This is a genomic window from Streptomyces sp. NBC_01481 (genome assembly GCF_026339995.1).
GTDB lineage: Bacteria > Actinomycetota > Actinomycetes > Streptomycetales > Streptomycetaceae > Streptomyces.
Map to the genome: position 1 here is coordinate 34668 of NZ_JAPEPT010000005.1, position 18214 is coordinate 52881.

Annotated in this window: 11 protein-coding genes; 8 read left to right on the plus strand and 3 right to left on the minus strand. The window is 70.8% G+C overall.

Going from position 1 to position 18214, the window contains the following annotated elements:
* Window positions 1-307: 307 nt before the first annotated feature.
* From OOK40_RS26245 to OOK40_RS26270, 6 genes are all read left to right on the plus strand, one after another.
* Complete coding sequence (locus OOK40_RS26245; RefSeq protein WP_266486669.1) at window positions 308-2668, plus strand: serine/threonine-protein kinase; 2361 nt, start codon at window positions 308-310, stop codon at window positions 2666-2668.
* A gap of 139 nt (window positions 2669-2807) precedes the next feature.
* Complete coding sequence (locus OOK40_RS26250) at window positions 2808-5444, plus strand: protein kinase (protein WP_266486670.1); 2637 nt, start codon at window positions 2808-2810, stop codon at window positions 5442-5444.
* 90 nt (window positions 5445-5534) lie between these two features.
* On the plus strand, window positions 5535-7190 hold the full coding sequence (locus tag OOK40_RS26255) for a serine/threonine-protein kinase (protein ID WP_266486672.1): 1656 nt from the start codon (window positions 5535-5537) through the stop codon (window positions 7188-7190).
* Between the two features lie 29 nt (window positions 7191-7219).
* Window positions 7220-8893 (plus strand): serine/threonine-protein kinase, encoded by a 1674-nt coding sequence (locus tag OOK40_RS26260; RefSeq protein WP_266486673.1) that lies wholly within the window; start codon window positions 7220-7222, stop codon window positions 8891-8893.
* Between the two features lie 250 nt (window positions 8894-9143).
* The gene (locus tag OOK40_RS26265; RefSeq protein ID WP_266486675.1) at window positions 9144-10760 is read left to right on the plus strand and encodes a succinic semialdehyde dehydrogenase; all 1617 of its coding nucleotides are present in this window, start codon (window positions 9144-9146) and stop codon (window positions 10758-10760) included.
* Between the two features lie 27 nt (window positions 10761-10787).
* Entirely contained in the window at window positions 10788-12605 is a 1818-nt protein-coding gene (locus OOK40_RS26270) for a GMC family oxidoreductase (RefSeq protein ID WP_266486676.1), read from the plus strand.
* Window positions 12606-12676: 71 nt separating this feature from the next.
* Here the strand turns inward: OOK40_RS26270 and OOK40_RS26275 are convergent, their stop codons facing one another.
* Window positions 12677-13672 (minus strand): LPXTG cell wall anchor domain-containing protein, encoded by a 996-nt coding sequence (locus tag OOK40_RS26275; protein ID WP_266486677.1) that lies wholly within the window; start codon window positions 13670-13672, stop codon window positions 12677-12679.
* Window positions 13673-14391: 719 nt separating this feature from the next.
* Window positions 14392-14688 carry a chorismate mutase gene (locus OOK40_RS26280; protein WP_266486679.1) on the minus strand — a complete coding sequence of 99 codons (297 nt, stop codon included), beginning with the start codon at window positions 14686-14688 and terminating at the stop codon, window positions 14392-14394.
* 301 nt (window positions 14689-14989) lie between these two features.
* On the opposite strand from OOK40_RS26280, the gene guaA reads away from it, so the two are divergent.
* Window positions 14990-16573, plus strand: coding sequence for a glutamine-hydrolyzing GMP synthase (guaA, locus tag OOK40_RS26285; RefSeq protein ID WP_266486681.1), 1584 nt, complete (start codon window positions 14990-14992; stop codon window positions 16571-16573).
* Window positions 16574-16778: 205 nt separating this feature from the next.
* On the opposite strand, the gene OOK40_RS26290 is transcribed toward guaA, so the two are convergent.
* Window positions 16779-17219, minus strand: a complete 441-nt coding sequence (locus tag OOK40_RS26290; RefSeq protein ID WP_266486682.1) for a cupin domain-containing protein — start codon at window positions 17217-17219, stop codon at window positions 16779-16781.
* Window positions 17220-17287: 68 nt separating this feature from the next.
* Between OOK40_RS26290 and OOK40_RS26295 the strand changes: the two genes are divergently transcribed.
* The gene (locus tag OOK40_RS26295) at window positions 17288-18076 is read left to right on the plus strand and encodes a class II aldolase/adducin family protein (protein WP_266486683.1); all 789 of its coding nucleotides are present in this window, start codon (window positions 17288-17290) and stop codon (window positions 18074-18076) included.
* The last annotated feature ends 138 nt before the right edge of the window (window positions 18077-18214 follow it).

Genomic DNA, 18214 nt, shown 5'->3' on the forward strand with positions numbered 1-18214 from the left:
CCCTGTTTTCGGCCCCCGACCCGTTGGAAATCGGCCGTCCGGAGGGTCGGTTCGGGGTGGCGAGTGTGGCCGGAGGGGGGTGTTCCGCTTGGCTGGGCAGGGCCCCGACCAGCCAAGCGGTGAGCTTCACCGCGAGTAATGGCATGGTGGGTGCTCCCACGCTTCTGGACCTGTCCTGGCGGACTGCGGACCCGGGAGAAGCGCCGGTCCCGGAGTGAGGGACAATGGGGGCTCTGCCAGGGCGGGTTACCGCATCGCGCGGGAAGCGGCAGGCGCGGGCGAAGATCAGGGATCGCAGAGGGGACGCATGTCGGAGGCGGAGCAGGCGCGGGAGCCCCAGCGGGAAACGGCCGAGGAGCCCCAGCGGGACGCCGGGCAGGATTCCGGCACGGAGCTCAAGACGGAGTCTCAGGACACCGGGCCGGAGTCCCAGGATCCCGAGAAGAAGCTCGACGCGGAGCCGGAGTCCAAGGCGGTGCCCGCATCGGAGGCCGAACCGGCGTCCGGTGCCGAGCCGGAGAAGCCGGAGAAGCCTGTGAAGGCTTCCGGGCGGGGCGCCGTTGGGCAGGACTCAGGGCCGGAGTCCGACTCGGGCCGCGGTGACGGGGCCGTGTCCGGGGCCGGTGCGTCAAAGGCTCCCCGGGCAACGTCCCCCAAGGCACCCAAGTCCACGTCCCCCGAGACCAAGGCGCCTGAGCTCAGGGTGCCCGAGACCAAGGCACCCAAGTCCACGTCCCCCGAGACCAAGGCACCTGAGCTCAAGGTGCCTGAGACCAAAGCACCTGAGCCCAAGGCACCCGAGTCCGGGGCAACCGCGCCCGTCAAGGCGGGTGCGGCCGGGCGGAGTTCCGGGCGGGAGGCCCAGGGGCGGCTGCTCTCCGGGCGGTACCGGCTGGGCGGCGTCCTCGGGCGCGGCGGGATGGGCACCGTGTGGCGGGCCGTCGACGAGACCCTCGGCCGTACCGTCGCCGTGAAGGAACTGCGATTCCCCAGCAGCATCGACGAGGAAGAGAAGCGCCGCCTCATCACGCGCACCATGCGCGAGGCCAAGGCGATCGCCCGTATCCGCAACAACAGCGCGGTGACGGTCTACGACGTCGTGGACGAGGACGACCGCCCGTGGATCGTCATGGAGCTCGTCGAGGGCAAGTCCCTGGCCGAAGCCGTGCGCGAGGACGGCACGCTGACGCCCCGGCGGGCTGCCGAGGTCGGGCTCGCGATCCTCGACGTACTGCGTTCCGCGCACCGCGAGGGCATCCTGCACCGCGATGTGAAGCCGTCCAATGTGCTGATCGCCGAGGACGGGCGCGTCGTGCTCACCGACTTCGGTATCGCGCAGGTCGAGGGCGACCCGTCGATCACGTCGACCGGCATGCTCGTCGGCGCGCCCTCGTACATCTCGCCGGAGCGTGCCCGCGGTCACAAGCCCGGGCCGGCCGCCGACCTGTGGTCGCTGGGCGGGCTGTTGTACGCGAGCGTCGAGGGCTGCCCGCCGTACGACAAGGGCTCCGCGATCGCGACGCTGACCGCCGTGATGACCGAGCCGCTGGACCCGCCGAAGAACGCGGGCCCGCTGGAGGAGGTCATCTACGGCCTGCTCGCCAAGGACCCGGATCAGCGTCTCGACGACGCGGGCGCACGGGCGTTGCTCACCAGGGTGCTGCACGCCCCCGAGGCGCCGGAGCCGCCCGCCGAGCCCGAGCCCTCGCCGGAGGCCACCCGCGTCGTCGCGTTGCCGCCGCTTCCCCCGCCCCCGCCGGAGGCCAGGCCGAAGGACCCGGCGGCCGACCGGGTGCGCGGTGCGCTGCGTTCCGTGCGCAACGCCGCCGCGGCCGCCAAGCCGGAACCGAAGCCGCAGCCCGCGCCGCAGGCGCCGGCCGCGCGGCCCGAGCCGGTGCGGGCGCCGCTCACCGATGTGGTTCCCCGCCGCACCTTGATGGTCATCGCGGCTGTTGTCGCGCTCGCCGTGCTGGCGACCGTGCTCTATCTGACGCTCGGCGGTGGCGACAAGGACGGCAAGAACAAGTCGGGCAAAGACAAGTCCACTTCGGCCGGGGTGACCGGCGGCAAGGGCACGGACGCGGGTGGCACCGCGGACGGGGGCAAGGGCAAGGGCGCCGCCAAGGACGGCTCCGGCACCGGGGACGGTCAGAGCGGGCAGCCTTCCGGCGGGCCCAGGACCGACGCCCCCGCAGGCCGGGGCGGCATCCCGGCCGGGTACGTGATGGTCTCGAACGAGCAGTTCCACTTCACCATGGCGATGCCCAAGGGCTTCACGATGACCGGCATCGCGGGCGAGAACTCCGGCGGGATATTCAACCTGCAGAAGGGTGGCTTCCCGCGCGTTCAGGTCGACTTCAACGGCAGTCCCACGGACGACGCCGCCGCTGCCTGGGAGGGGCTGAGGCTGGCGACCGCCGCCAGCAGCGACGGCTACAAGCACCTCGGGATCAAGCCGGTCCAGTACAAGGGCTATCCGACCGTCGCCGACTGGCAGTTCGAGCGCGATCAGGGCGGCCAGCGGGTACGAGTCCTCAACAGGGGCTTCAAGGTGGATGCCGGGCACGGCTACTCGATCATGATCACGTGCAAGGCGAGCGAGTGGCACAGCACGCAGTGCGAGACCTTGCGCAAGACGGCGTTCGCCACATTCAAGCCCAAGGACTGAGTCAGGACACGTATCGTGAGAGCTCGCGGACGGTACGCAGCCGCAAGGGGTCGTAAGTAGCCGTCAAACGACCGGAATTGACGGTTTGGTGTGACCCTTGAGGCCGTCCGGGGGACAAGCGCGGGCGTGGGGAGGCGACGTGGACGACTATGCGGGAAGGGTGCTCGCCGACCGCTACCGCCTGCCGCTGCCACCCTCCGACGAGTACGAACTGGTGGAGACCCGCGCGTTCGACACATACAGCGGGCAGGAAGTCCTGGTGCGGCAGGTGCCGTTGCCGGAGGTCGTGGACGCCGAGGTCGTCGAGACGGACGGCCTGGCCGGGGCGGCGGTACCGCGCAGAGCCCAGGGGCGTACGACACGGCGGCCCACGGACCCGGCGGTGCGGCGGGCCATCGAGGCCGCGCAGGCTGCCGCCCAGATCCCCGACCATCCGCGCCTTGACCAGGTCTTCGACGTCTTCGCGGAGGGCGGTTCGCTCTGGATAGTGAGCGAACGGGTCGCCGCGCGGCCGCTGGCTGCGCTCCTGGCGGAGAAGCCGCTCAGCCCCTACCGGGCGGCCGAGATCGCCTCCGACGTACTGACCGCGCTGCGCGTGCTGCACGCGCACGGCTGGACCCATCGCAACATCACTTCCCGAACGGTCCTCGTCTGCGACGACGGGCGCGTGGTCCTGACCGGACTGGCGTCGGGAGCGGCGGAGGAGGCGCTGTGCGGCTATGCCCCGGTGCCCGGTCCTCCGGACGAGTTGGCAGGGGTTTCGGTGCCGTCCGCGGCGCCCGCGCCGTCGGGGGAACCGGCGTTCCTGGAGGCGGATACGTACGCGGATCCGGAGGACGGGGAAGACGGGTACAGGGACGCAGCCGAGGGCGAGGACGACGGAGAGGACGACGGGCTGTACGGGGCTTCGTCCGGCGCCCGGGTCGCCCTGCCGGGGCCCGGAACCGGCGCGGTGGACGCCCGGGCCGCGAGGGCGGGTGCGATCGCGGCGTACCGCGCGGGCGCACGGGCCGCGGCGCGCGCCGGCGAGGACGAGCGTGATGGCGACCGTCCGGTCCAGGCGGGCTTCGACCCGGACTGGTGGGCCCGGCGTCCGGGCGAGCCGAGCCCGGATCTCGGCATGGACGACGACATCGACGACGAGGAAGAGGACGGCGGCTGGTCCGGCACCCCCGGCCGCGTCAGGCTGGCCGGTACGTGGCACGACGGCGCCTTCCCGGCCCAGGACGGCCCGCGCCCCCTCCCGGCAGGCGGCAGCCCCGGCCCAGGCAGCCCCAGCTCCGGCAGCCCCAGCGCAGGCCGTCCCGCGGCACAGGGCCACAACGACCCGTACGGCACCCGCCCCACACTCCCCGGCCCCCGTACCGACAACGTGCCCGCACCCGCCCGTCATGGCGGGACCGCCCAGGACGCGCTGCGTGCCGATGCCCAGCGTGCCGACGTCCAGCGCAGGCCCGTCGTCGCCGAGGTCCAGGCGCCCACCGGGCGCTGGGACGAGATAGTCGCGGGCGGCAGCACACCCGCCTACCTCGGCCCCGCCACACCCCTGGCCGCAGAGCGCGCCCGGCAGGCGCGGATCGCCGTCGTCGGCGCTGTCACCGAGCGATGGGCCCCCGAGCAGGCCGGACCCGTCCATGAGAACTGGCAGTTGGCCGCCCCCGTCGGCCCAGCCACCGACCTCTGGGCGCTGGGCGCCCTGCTCTACCGGGCCGTCCAGGGCCACGCCCCGTACCCCGAGGAGAGCGCCGTCGAGCTGGTCCAGCTCGTCTGCTCCGAGCCGCCCGCCTTCGCCGAGGAGTGCGGCCCGCTGCGCCCTGTCGTCGAGTCGCTGCTGCGCCAGGACCCCACGGAGCGCCCGGACTTCGAGGAGCTGCGTGGCTGGCTGCGTTCGCTCGTACGGTCCGCGCCCGAGCCCGAGGCGGGGATGGACGTCGTGCCGGTCCCGTCGACGGCGGTCGACGGCTCCCGGCTGCCTGTCGTACGCCGCCGGGGCGAGCTGGTGCGCAAACGCCGCGGCTCGGCCGAAGTGGTGCACGGCCGCCATCGCCACAAGAAGGCCAAACGTGAGCGGCGCGGCCCGCGTTCCCTCGGCCGCACCCTCCTGCTGCTGATACTGCTCCTGCTGGTCGCGGCCGTCGCGTATGCCGTGGTGTTCATGCCGAAGGCGGACTCGCAGCAGGACCGTTCCCAGGGCGCGAACGGCGGGCGCCCGCCGGCGACCAGTCCGAGCCCGGACCCCGCCACCCCCGACAACCGGCCGTCGACTCCGGCGACCAGCCCCGGTGCCCAGCAGCCGCAGACCTCCGCACCCGCCGGGAACCTCCCGTACGGCTACGCGCTGCGCAAGGATCCGGAAGGTTTCCAGATAGCCGTCGACAAGTCGTGGCAGCGCCGCCCGATCAACGATGTCGGCCAAGTCCGCTACACCGACGGAAATTTCACTCTGATCGTCGTCCCCGGCCGTGACACCGTGAAAGCGAACGGCGACGATCCGCTGACCTATCAGCGAGACAAGGAGCGTGAACTCCAGCCGTGGCGAGACTCGTCCTGGGCCGGGGCGTCCGGGCTGCGCCGTATCGAGGTCGGGCAACAGGTCATGGCCGAAGGGCAGTTCACCTGGCAGGACAGCAACGGCCGTGAGGTGTACGTACGCAATCTCGCCCTCGTCATCGGCGGCGGCTACCACGTCATCCAGGTGATCGGACCGGAGGACCAGCGCGACAAGGTGACCGAGGTCTACCAGGAGGCCACAAAGGCCTATCGGACCACCCGCTAGCATCACGGCCTGGTCACTTGAGGCATCCGGGGTTCCGCGCCCGTACTTCACTTCCGTAACCTGTCATCCCAAGGAAACTGGGCGGGGGACGTGGAACACAGTCAAAGCACGGGTGCGGGTCTGCTGCTCGCCGGACGGTACCGGCTGAGCGAGACCATCGGCAGCGGCGGCATGGGCAAGGTGTGGCGCGCGCACGACGAGGTGCTGCACCGGGTCGTCGCGGTCAAGGAGCTGACCGCCGGGCGCTATGTCTCCGAGGCGGACCGCATCGTTCTGCACGCCCGCACCCAGAAGGAGGCCCGGGCCGCTGCCCGGATAAGCCACCCTGGTGTGGTCACCGTCCACGACGTTCTCGAACACGACGCCCGTCCCTGGATCGTGATGCAGTACGTCGACGGGCCCTCGCTCGCCGACGCGGCCAAGGAGTCCGGACGCATCCCGGCCGCCGAGGCCGCCCGCATCGGGCTGCACGTGCTGCGCGCGCTGGGCGCCGCGCACGCCGCCGGAGTGCTCCACCGGGATGTCAAACCCGCCAACGTCCTGCTCAACCGCGACGGCAGGGTGCTGATCACCGACTTCGGGATCGCCGCGATCGAGGGCGACTCGACGATCACCCGGACCGGGGAAATCGTGGGGTCCATCGACTACTTGGCCCCCGAGCGGGTACGTGGCGCGGACCCCGGACCCGCCTCCGACCTCTGGTCGCTCGGCGCGACGCTGTACACGGCGGTGGAGGGCGAGTCGCCCTTCCGGCGCTCGTCGCCGCTCGCCAGCATGCAGGCCGTGGTGGGCGAGGAGCCGCGTCATCCCGAGTGGGCGGGCCCCCTGGGGCCCGTCATCATGGCGCTGCTGCGCAAGGATCCCGCTGAACGCCCGTCGGCCGCCGAGGCCGAGCGGATGCTGGCGGAAGCGATGGGAGAGCGCCGGGCGGCCCCGCGTACGCCGCAGGTGCCCGCCCAGCGGGCGACGGAGCGGCACACCCGGCCCGTGACCACGCACCTTCCGACGCCGACGCCCCCCGCTCCGGTGCCTGTTCCGGGTCCGGACACCGACTCCGGCTCCGGCTCCGGCTCCGGAGCGGGCACGACGGCCCAGGCCGCGCCGCCCCCGCGCCGCGGCGGCAGGCTGCGCAGGGCCGCGATCGTCGTCGTACTCGCGGCGGTTGTCGGCGTCGGCGCGGGACTTGCCGCCATGGAGTACGCGGGCCGCGACAACGATGGCGGACAGCGTACGGGCGACCAGGCGACCACTAAGCCCGGCTCTTCCTCGACCAAGCCGGGCCCTTCCTCGGCCGAGCCGGCCGGCTGGCACCGCGTGAACGATCCGGAAGGCTTCAGCCTGCTCGTACCGAAAGGCTGGACGCGCCAGACGGACGGCGACCAGGTCGACTACACGCCCGACAACGGCAAGCACCGCATCCGGATCAGCAGTAACGATTCGCCCGACTTCGAGAATCCGTATACGCACGTGCTGGACATGGAGCGGGGTCTCGCGAAGCGGCTTCCCCAGTACAAGCGGCTGAAGCTCGGCCAGAACACCTACCGTGACCAGGTGAACTCCGCCTGCTGGGAGTTCACCTGGCACGAGAAGACGACCTTCCCCGGTCCGCGCCGTGCCATCGACCAGATATACATCGAGGAGGACGGCACGGAGTACGCGCTCTACATGTCGGGCCCGGCGGACGACTGGGCGACGACGCGTCAGCAGTTCGACATCATGCTCCGGGGCTGGCGGCCTCCGGCATGATGGACGCAGGCTGATCGAGGGGGAGTTGCGTGTCCGAGGAAACGCGGCTGATCGCGGGCCGCTACCGGCTTCTGGACCGGCTGGGACGCGGAGGCATGGGCACCGTGTGGCGTGCGGACGACGAGCTGCTCGGCCGTCGCGTCGCCGTCAAGGAGCTCCATCCGGAGGATGCGAGGGGCGGCCGTTCGGCGTCCCCGTACACGTCCACGGCCGCGCCGCTGCGTGAGGCCCGCGCCGTTGCCAGGGTCAAGCATCCGCATGTGATCGTCGTCCATGACGTGGTCGTCGACGACGGACTCCCGTACATCGTCATGGAACTGGTCGACGGCGGCTCGCTCGCCGAGCGGATCAGCCGCGGCGGACCGGTCGATGTGGCGGAGGCGGCGCGGATCGGGCTCGCCCTGCTGGCTGCGCTGCGGGCCGCGCACGAACTGGGGGTGCTGCACCGCGACCTGAAGCCCGCCAATGTGCTCATCGAGGAGTCCACCGGGCGGGTCGTCCTCACCGACTTCGGGATCGCGCAGCTCGCCGGGTCCACGACGATCACCGACTCGGGGTCGTTCGTCGGATCGCCCGAGTACACCTCGCCGGAGCGGATGCAGGGCGAGACGGCCGGGCCCGAGTCGGATCTGTGGTCGCTGGGTGTACTGCTCTGCGCGGCGCTGAGCGGTGAATCGCCGTTCCGTCGCGACTCGTTGGGCGGCATCCTGCACGCCGTCGTCGAGGACGAGATCCGCCCGCCCGCCCAGGCGGCGCCGCTGTTGCCGGTCGTGCTGGGGCTTCTCGATCGGGACCCTGAGCGCCGGCTCGGCGCGACGGAGGCGGAGGAGCTGCTGCGTACGTACGTCACGACGGGGGCCGTACCGGTGCCTGCCGGGCGCGACGCCGCCACCCGACGGGACACCCGCCCCGACACCCGCGTCGATCCCCGCCGGAACGGCCTCCGGGACAGTGCGCCGACGCCGCTTGCGGCTGCGCCGCGGCAGCCCGAGGCCCCCGGGACCGCGCGTGCCGGACGCCGGCGTGCGCCGCTGCTGGTCGCGGCGGCGCTCGTCGCCGCGCTGGCCGGGGCGGGAGGGGCGGCAGCGGTCCTGCTCCACGGCGACGGAGGGAGCAGCGCAGAAGCGGGTCCGGGCTCTACGGCCGAGAGCAGTTGGCCTCCGGTGCGTACGGAGCAGTCACCCGCCGCGAAGGCCAGGCCGAACCCGACGGTGACCGTGACCACGTCGCCCACACCGCCCCCGGCCAAGAAACCCGTCGCGCCCGAGGGGTATCTCGCGGTCTCCGACCCAGGCGGCTTCGCGCTCGTCGTCCCCGAGGGCTTCTCCCGCTCCCAGGACGACAAGCGGGTCTACTACATGGCGCCGGACCAGGACATCAGGATCGGCATCCGGGTGCAGAGCCCGGCCGCCGACGGGCCGCTCGGAACGATGCGCCGCTCGGACGCGGACGGCCCGAACACCAACCCCGGCTACCGCGACGCCAAGGTCACCCCGACCACGCACAACGGACTGACCGCCGCGCTCTGGGAGTTCACCTGGAACGGCTTCTCCGAGGCCGAGGGTGACCGGCACACGTTCGACATCTGCTGGGACGAGAACGGCACGATGTACGACGTGTGGGTCTCGGCCCCCGTCGACAGGACGGACGAGGCGCGGCGGCACTTCGACACCGCATTGGACTCCTTCACGCCCGCAGGCTGACGTCAGGGCGGCCGCGGAGGGCGCCCGGCTCTTCGACGAGTGGTCGAGGGCTCTTCGACCAGGTGGTCGAGCACGTGAAGATCGAGGCTCTCCAAGGGCCGGTACGAGAGCGGCCGAAGCCCGGAATACCCGGGACAAGCCCCTGATCAGGGCTTATCTGCCAGTGATCGCTGGCGCGATGGTGAGGGCCTGGTGAAAAGCCGTTACCGACGGGTACCCAAAGTTCCGGATGCGGCATACTCTCGCCCCCATGACGGACTCGCAGGCCCCCGCCGCCGCCCCCGGCACCAATCCGACAGCCGCCGCCCCGGCCGGTGCGCGCACCGCCGCCGACGTGGTCACTCCCGAGGTGGTCGCCCAGCTCACCCGTGGCGTGATCGGCTCCGGCCGAACCGCGAACCACGCCCCCTTCACCGGGGAGAAGCTGGCGGACCTGCCCGAGTCCACCCCCGACGACGTCGCCGAGGCCTTCGAGCGCGCCCGCGCCGCCCAGCCCGCGTGGGCCGCGACTCCCGCCCGCGCCCGCGCCGCCGTCCTGCTCCGCTTCCACGACCTCGTCCTCGAGCGCCAGGCCGAGGTCCTCGACCTCATCCAGCTGGAGACCGGCAAGGCCCGCCTCCACGCGCACGAAGAGGTCCAGGCCGTCGCCGTCGCCGCCCGTCACTACGGCCGCAAGGCGCCCGCCTATCTCAAGCCCAAGCGGCACACGGGCGTGGTCCCCGTCCTCACCAAGACCACGGAACTGCGCCAGCCGCGCGGCGTCGTCGGCCAGATCGCGCCCTGGAACTACCCGTTCGAGCTCTCCGTCGGTGACGCGCTGCCCGCGTTCGTCTCCGGCAACGCCGTCGTGATGAAGCCCGACACCGAGACCGCGCTCACCGCGCTGTGGGCCCGCGATCTGCTGATCGAAGCCGGACTGCCCGCCGAGGTCTTCCAGATCGTCATCGGCGAGGGCCCGGTCGTCGGCCCGGAGGTCGTCAAGCACGCGGACTACGTCTCCTTCACCGGCTCCACCCGCACCGGCCGCGAGGTCGCCCAGGGTGCGGCCGCCCGCCTGATCGGCGTCTCCCTCGAACTCGGCGGCAAGAACGCCATGCTGGTGCTGCACGACGCCGACATCGAGAAGGCCGCGGCCGGAGCGATCCGCGCCTGCTTCTCCTCCGCGGGCCAGCTGTGCATCTCCATCGAGCGGCTGTACGTCCACGAGTCGATCGCCGACGCTTTCCTGGAGCGGTTCGCCGCCCGTACGAAGGCCATGCGCCTTGGCAACTCCCTCGCGTACGGAGCCGACATGGGCTCCCTGGTCGGCGAGCGCCAGCTGGAGACCGTCACCCGTCATGTCGAGGAGGCCGTCGCCAAGGGCGCCACACTCGTCGCGGGCGGCGTCGCGCGCCCCGACATCGGCCCGCTGTTCTACGAGCCGACCATCCTGGACGGCGTCGAGTCGCCGATGGCCGTGTGCACCGAGGAGACCTTCGGCCCTGTCGTCTCCATCTACCGCTTCAAGGACGAGGACGAGGTCGTCAAGCAGGCCAACGCCACTCCGTACGGCCTGAATTCGAGCGTCTGGACCAAGGACGGCAAGCGCGGCCACGCCGTCGCCGCGAAGCTACGCACGGGCACCGTCAACATCAATGAGGGCTACGCCCCCGCGTACGGCAGCGTGCAGTCCCCGATGGGCGGCATGAAGGACTCCGGCCTCAGCCGGCGGCACGGCTCGGAGGGCATCCTCAAGTACACCGAGGCACAGACCGTCGCCCAGCAGAGGCTGATGCCGCTGGCGCCGTCCTTCGGCATGGACGACGAGAAGTACGCCGCGTTCATGAGCCGCAGCCTGAAAGCGATGAAGGCCCTGCGCCTTCGATAGTTCACCTTTTACGCACCGAGGAGAGCCATGCCCGAGCTAGCCCCTGCCCCCCAACCTGCCGGGAATCAGGACGAATCCGAGTACGACTACGACGTCATCGTCGTCGGCTCGGGCTTCGGTGGCTCGGTCTCCGCGCTGCGGCTGACCGAGAAGGGCTACCGGGTCGGCGTCCTGGAGGCGGGCCGCCGCTTCACCCGCGAGACGCTGCCCAGGAACTCTTGGGATCTGCGCAACTATCTGTGGGCCCCGGCGCTCGGCCTCTTCGGCATCCAGCGCATCCATCTGCTCGGCAATGTGATGGTGCTGGCGGGCGCGGGGGTGGGCGGCGGCTCGCTCAACTACGCCAACACTCTCTACGTCCCGCCCGCGGCCTTCTTCGAGGACCCGCAATGGAGGGACATCACGAACTGGCAGGAGGAGCTCGCTCCGTACTACGACCAGGCCAAGCGGATGCTGGGCGTGCGGCTCAACCCGACGATGACCCCCTCGGACGTCCACCTCAAGGCAACCGCCCAGGCGATGGGCGTCGGCGACAGCTTCCACATGGCCCCGGTCGGCGTCTACTTCGGCGACGGCGAGGACGCCGACGGCACATCGACGGCCAAACCGGGGCAGGAGGTCGACGACCCGTACTTCGGCGGAGTGGGTCCCTCCCGCAAGGCGTGCACCGAGTGCGGGGAATGCATGACGGGCTGCCGCCACGGCGCGAAGAACACCCTCAACGAGAACTACCTCTACCTGGCGGAAAAGGCCGGCGCCGTCGTCCACCCGATGACGTCGGTCGTCACCGTCACCGAGGACTCGCGCGGCGGCTTCGCGATCAGCACCCTGCCCAGCGACAACAAGCGCAAGGGCCAGGGGCGTACGTTCACGGCGCGCCGGGTCGTCATCGCCGCCGGCACGTACGGCACCCAGACCCTCCTGCACCGGATGAAGGACGGCGGCCTGCTGCCGCGGATCTCGCCGCGGCTGGGCGAGCTGACCCGTACCAACTCCGAGGCCCTGGTCGGCGCCCTGACGGACAACCGCCGCTACCGCAAGAAGCACGGAGCCGAGAAGGTCGACTTCACGCGCGGAGTCGCCATCACGTCCTCGATCCACCCCGACGAGAACACCCACATCGAGCCGGTGCGCTACGGCAGGGGCTCGAACGCCATGGGCAGCCTCACGATCCTCCAGGTCCCCTACAGCGCCCGGTCCCGGGTCGCGGCCTGGTTCGGCAACATGGCCAGGCACCCCTGGCTCGCGGCCCGTTCGCTCTCCAGCCGCCGCTGGTCGGAGCGGGCCATCATCGGTCTGGTCATGCAGTCGCTGGACAACTCCCTGACGACGTACCGCAAGCCGAAAGGCATCGGCAAGGGCCTGCTCACCGCCCGACAGGGCCACGGCGCGCCCAACCCGAACCAGATCCCGGAGGCCACCCGCGCCGCGTCGCTCCTGGCCGAGGAGATCAACGGCTTCCCGGGCTCCAACATCGGCGAACTGATGGGCACCCCGCTGACGGCTCACTTCCTGGGCGGCTGCCCGATCGGCGCCTCCGGCGAGGACGGGGTCATCGACCCGTACCACCGGCTGTGGGGCCACCCGGGCATCTCGGTCGTGGACGGCGCGGCGGTCTCGGCGAACCTCGGCGTGAACCCGTCGCTGACGATCACGGCACAGGCGGAGCGGGCGATGTCGCTCTGGCCCAACAACGGCGAGGAGGACACCCGCCCGCAGCAGGGCACGGCGTACGAACGCCTCCCGGCGGTGGCTCCGAAGTCACCGGCGGTGCCGGACTCGGCGTTCGGCGCGCTGAGGCTGCCGTTCCTGGGAATGCCGGCGGTCCCGCCGAAGCAGTCCTGACACTTTCGGACATACGAAGGCCGCTGCACCCCCCTCCGAGTGCAGCGGCCTTCTGGCTCTGGGGCCGGGTGTTACGCGGTGGCGTCACCGCTGCGACGGCGCTTCATCGCGAAGACGACACCGGCACCGGCGACGACGGCGATGCCACCGGCGATCCCGACGGTCGGCAGCATGGAGCTGGAACCGGTCGACGCGAGGTTGCCGGTCACCGGGAGCTCCTTGGCCCCACCCTGCGGCTTGACGTCGCTGTCCGGCTTCTGCCCGTTCGGCTTCGAGTCGTCGACGTCACCGGGGTTGCTACCGGCCTTGACGATCGCGAACGGGTAGATGTCGCCGTTGTCGTAGCACTTGAACGACTCGTCGTCGGCACCGTTGTCGTAGGTGCCGGCCGCGATCGCGAGGCCATCGCCCGCAGGGGCGGCCTTGTCGATCTTGACGCGGAGGTCGATCGTCACCTTCTGGCCGGCGTCGAGCGGGAACTCGCCGAAGAAGATGCCGTTGTTGAAACCGGAGCCGGCGAGGTCATTGACCCACTCGCCGGACTCGGGGTCCTTGTACTCGAAGTGCGCGTACTTCCTGACGAGCTTGTCGTCGGGGTTCTCGAGACCGTCCGCGTACGTGGCGACGGTGTAGACGAGCAGGCTCTCGATGTCGGTCTTGCCCGTGTTCTTCACGTTGTACGTGAAGTTCTTCCAGCCACTGCCCGCGACAATCTTGTTCGGGAAGCCACCGAGGGAGACCTGGATGGAGCCCTTTTCGCACTCGAACTCGTCGTCCTCGCCCGGCTCGCTCGCCGTGGCACTCGGCGTCGCGGCCGACGAGGTGGCCGGCGTGCTCGGGGTGGCCGGCGGGGTGCTGCTCTGGTCCGCGGCCGGCGTGGTCGCCGTGGCCGAGGGGGTGCTGCTGGCCGTCTCCGAAGGGGAGGCGCTGGCCGTCTCGGACGGGGAGCTGCTCGGCGCCTCGGCCGACGGCGACTCGGTGGCAACCGGGGTTTCCGTCGCGAACGCGGCCGGAGCCGACAGGAACGCGGCGGGTGCTATGACAGCGGTCGCTGCAGCGACGGCCATAGCGCGGCGAAGCTTCATTAAGACCTCAGTGAAGTCCAGGCGTACCGCTGTGACACGGCACGGAGTTTGAGGGCCTACCGAGGTGGGGGTGCACAGGTGAGGCCGTTGTTTCGCATGCTTGACCGGCCAGTGGCTGAAAAGGTTGCCCTCGGACTCACAGAAACTTTATGTGGCCCCCGTCACATGCCACTTGAGGGTGCGGAGACGGCCAAGGGCCCCGCGGATGCACCACCGCAGGGCCCTTGGGGGTCAGCACCGACGTCAGGGCAGCGCCGGTGCCGAGGCGCGGCGCCGGGGGGTAGCGCCGCGTGGGGAAGGTCGCCGCCCCGGCGCGCAGAGGGCGCTCGGGTGGTATCGACCTTTGGCAGTTGTTTCGCGCAGAGGGGGACGCGCTTCTCTTGCATCGTGCTGGACGGGCTGCGGCGTGCGCAACCGTTTGGACCGGATGCGGTCGGCCCCGGGCGTCCCCGGAGCCGACCGCCCTTGGGGTGACCGGGCTGCTGTCCCCTGCCGACCGGTCACGCGCGCTGGGGCGAGGTCCCACGACGTACCTGCGGTACGTCACACGCCCCAGCGAAGCCACGCGTGGTTTCTTACGAAGTCCGCCCCTGGCTGGCACGGACATCGGTACCAACGAAGCCCCGCCGGGCGCGGTCACGCGCCGTACGGGTGAGGATGGGCCCGAACTCAGATGCGGCTCCGCACGCCTCCGCGCGGCCTCAGATGCGCCCCCGGCACAGCTCCAGGAGCGTCATCGCGAGCGCCGTTCCGGGCTTTCCGAGCGCGTCGCGGAAATGGCTGAGAACCTCCATTTCCCGCGACAGATTCACACGGCGGCCGCCGGAGGAGATCCGGGCCTCCTGGATGACGGCCGACACCGCCATCCGTTCCTGTACGAGGCCGATGATCCGGTCGTCGAGCGCGTCGATGCGCTCGCGGGCGCCGGTGATGAGATCCGCGGCCTCTTCGGTGCGGGCGCCGGTCTGCTCGGTCACGGTCTGCTCGGTGACGGTCATGGTGGGCTCCTTTGCGGGAGGCCCCGGATCGGCACGGCCCGGAAATGACAGAACGCCCCGGGCCTTGTCGGCCCGGGGCGCCTGGGAAGTTGCTTGTCAGTGGCTCAAGCAGCACGACCATGGCAGCCGGACGGGCCGGTGCCATAGGTAAAGACGAAGGTCATCTGCTTGTGCATGGCGGAAGTATGGACCGCCGGCCGTCCGCGGCGAAAACCCGGTTCGGATGGTGAGACGAAAAGCGGTACCGGCGCGCCGGTAGAATCGACAAAACCGACCCCCTCCCACCGCCGGAAGGCCGCCAGTGTCCTCAGCGTCCCCCGCTGCCGCGCCAGACGTCGTACTCGTCGTCGACTTCGGCGCGCAGTACGCCCAGCTCATCGCCCGCCGTGTCCGCGAGGCCCGGGTCTACAGCGAGATCGTCCCGTCGACGATGCCCGTGGCCGAGATGCTGGCCAAGAACCCCAAGGCGATCATTCTCTCCGGCGGCCCGTCCTCCGTGTACGCGGAAGGCGCTCCCCGTCTCGACCGCGCGATCTTCGAGGCCGGGGTCCCAGTCTTCGGCATGTGTTACGGCTTCCAGCTGATGGCGACGACGCTCGGCGGGACCGTCGACAACACCGGTGCGCGTGAGTACGGCCGTACACCGCTGCATGTCTCCAAGACCGGCTCGACCCTCTTCGAGGGCACCCCTGCCGAGCAGCCCGTGTGGATGTCCCACGGCGACGCCTGCTCGGCCGCGCCCGAGGGCTTCACCGTCACCGCGTCCACCGACGTCGTGCCGGTCGCGGCCTTCGAGAACGACCAGAAGAAGCTGTACGGAGTCCAGCACCACCCCGAGGTGATGCACTCGACGTACGGCCAGCAGGTTCTTGAGCACTTCCTCTACCGCGGCGCCGGCATCGAGCCGACGTGGACCACCGGCAATGTCATCGACGAGCAGGTCGAGGCCATCCGCGAGCAGGTCGGCGGCAAGCGGGCCATCTGCGGTCTGTCCGGAGGAGTCGACTCCGCTGTTGCCGCAGCTCTCGTGCAGAAGGCCATCGGCTCCCAGCTCACCTGCGTGTACGTCGACCACGGTCTGATGCGCAAGGGCGAGACCGAGCAGGTCGAGAAGGACTTCGTCGCGGCAACCGGCGTCCAGCTGAAGGTCGTCGACGCGCAGGAGCGGTTCCTCGGCGCGCTGGCCGGGGTCTCCGACCCCGAGGAGAAGCGGAAGATCATCGGCCGCGAGTTCATCCGGGTCTTCGAGCAGGCCCAGGCCGAGATCATCGCCGAGGCCGAGCACGGCGAGGACGTCGCGTTCCTCGTGCAGGGCACGCTCTACCCTGACGTCGTCGAGTCCGGCGGAGGCAGCGGCACCGCCAACATCAAGTCGCACCACAACGTCGGCGGCCTTCCCGAGGACCTCGAGTTCGAGCTCGTCGAGCCGCTGCGCAAGCTGTTCAAGGACGAGGTCCGGATGGTCGGCCAGGAGCTCGGCCTGCCCGACGAGATCGTCCAGCGCCAGCCCTTCCCGGGCCCGGGCCTCGGTATCCGTATCGTCGGCGAGGTCACCAAGGACCGCCTGGACCTGCTGCGCGAGGCGGACGCGATCGCCCGCGAGGAGCTGACCGCGGCCGGCCTGGACCGTGACATCTGGCAGTGCCCGGTCGTGCTGCTCGCGGACGTGCGCAGCGCGTCGGCGTGCAGGGTGACGCTTGGCTACGGCCACCCGATCGTGCTCCGGCCGGTCTCGTCCGAGGACGCCATGACGGCGGACTGGACCCGGATGCCGTACGACGTCCTGGCGAAGATCTCGACGCGGATCACCAACGAGGTCGCGGACGTGAACCGTGTCGTCCTCGATGTGACGAGCAAGCCGCCGGGCACCATCGAGTGGGAGTAACCAGCTCCAAGGCCCGCTAGGTTCTGTCCGGTCGATCAGGCCGGATCAGTGAGCGGGGTCTGGTGCGTGCGATCGCAGGCCGGAGGATGGGGGTCCCCCCGCCGAAGGCAGGGGGAGAGCCGACGCGGAGCGTCGGCGACTGACGACAACGCGGCGAGCGTGCGTGCCAGGGCACGCGAGCCCGGCAAGATCGGCCGGACAGGACCTAGGACTGCTCCAGCTCGAAGTCCTCGTAGTGGAAGCCCGGGGCGACGATGCAGGTCACCAGGACCGGCTCGTCGCCCGCGGGCTCCGCCGCCTGCCAGGTCCCGGCCGGGATCAGCAGCTGGGGCTGTTCGCCGGACTCCACCGCGGGGCCCAGGGTCAGGCTCTGCGTCTCGGACGGCTTCTCGTCCGTGCCGCCGAAGCGGAGGCGGAGCGGGCCGCCGCGGTGCCAGAGCCAGAGTTCGTCGGAGCGTACGCGGTGCCAGCGCGAGCTCTCACCGGGGTGCAGCAGGAAGTAGATCCCGGTGGCGTACGCGCGCGGGCCGGGGTAGCCGGGCGGGGTCGTCGAGCCCGCCGTCCTCCAGGTTTCCCTGAACCAGCCGCCCTCGATGTGCGGTTCGAGGCCGAGGAGCGGGACCAGCGGAGATGTCGTGTCGGTCATGAGCGCATTCTCGTACAAGGCGTGCCAAGTCTCTGGTCACTTCGGGTACCCGAAGGTAGCTTCCAGCCATGACTGAGACGCCCCCTCCCATCCCCGTCGAGCAGCTGCGCTTCGCCATGCCGCCCGTGCACGAGTCCGTGGTGGACGAGCGGGCCTACCGCAAGGAGCGGCTCGCCGGGGCGCTGCGGCTCTTCGGGCGGTTCGGTTACGAGGACGGGGTGTCCGGCCATATCACTGCGCGCGACCCGGAGTTCACCGACTGCTTCTGGGTCAATCCCTTCGGTGTGCCGTTCGCGCAGGTCACGGCAGGTGATCTGATCCTGGTGAACGACGGGGGCCAGGTCGTCGTCGGGCGCCACCACGTCAACCAGGCCGCGTTCGCCGTGCATGCGCAGGTGCACCGCGCCCGGCCGGATGTCGTCGCCGTCGCGCACACCCACTCCGTCCACGGCAGGGCGCTGTCCGCCCTCGGTGAGCTGATCGAGCCGATCACGCAGGAGGCCTGCGGTTTCTACGAGGACCACGCGCTGGTCGACTCGTACACCGGAGTGATCGTGGACGAGGAGGAGGGCCGACGGATCGCGGCCGCCCTCGGTGCCTACAAGGCCGTCGTCCTGCGCAATCACGGGCTGCTGACCGTCGGCGACTCGGTCGACGCGGCGGCCTGGTGGTTCATCTCGATGGAGCGCTGCGCGCAGGTGCAGCTCGCGGCCCGGGCGGCGGGCAAGCCCGTGCTGATCGAGCACCGGGACGCGGTGGCCACGCGCGATCAGCTCGGCAGTGATCTTGTCGCGTGGATCAACTACCAGCCCTTGTGGCGGCAGATCAGCCAGGAGGAGCCGGGGCTGCTTCAATAGCCCCACAACCCGGTCACGCGGTGGCCGAAGTCAATCTCGGCACGGCACATTCACCCGCCCTGGCCTTCGGCGCCGGAGCGTGGACCCCTTCCGTACGGCACAATTCCCAGGAATTGCACGGAAGTTCAGTCGGTACGC

What these genes read in the sequence shown, in the direction of transcription:
- OOK40_RS26290 (WP_266486682.1), bottom strand. Translation starts at nt 17,219, where the DNA reads ATGACCGACACGACATCTCCGCTGGTCCCGCTCCTCGGCCTCGAACCG.
- OOK40_RS26245 (WP_266486669.1), top strand. Translation starts at nt 308, where the DNA reads ATGTCGGAGGCGGAGCAGGCGCGGGAGCCCCAGCGGGAAACGGCCGAG.
- OOK40_RS26295 (WP_266486683.1), top strand. Translation starts at nt 17,288, where the DNA reads ATGACTGAGACGCCCCCTCCCATCCCCGTCGAGCAGCTGCGCTTCGCC.
- OOK40_RS26275 (WP_266486677.1), bottom strand. Translation starts at nt 13,672, where the DNA reads ATGGCCGTCGCTGCAGCGACCGCTGTCATAGCACCCGCCGCGTTCCTG.
- OOK40_RS26280 (WP_266486679.1), bottom strand. Translation starts at nt 14,688, where the DNA reads ATGACCGTCACCGAGCAGACCGTGACCGAGCAGACCGGCGCCCGCACC.
- OOK40_RS26270 (WP_266486676.1), top strand. Translation starts at nt 10,788, where the DNA reads ATGCCCGAGCTAGCCCCTGCCCCCCAACCTGCCGGGAATCAGGACGAA.
- OOK40_RS26265 (WP_266486675.1), top strand. Translation starts at nt 9,144, where the DNA reads ATGACGGACTCGCAGGCCCCCGCCGCCGCCCCCGGCACCAATCCGACA.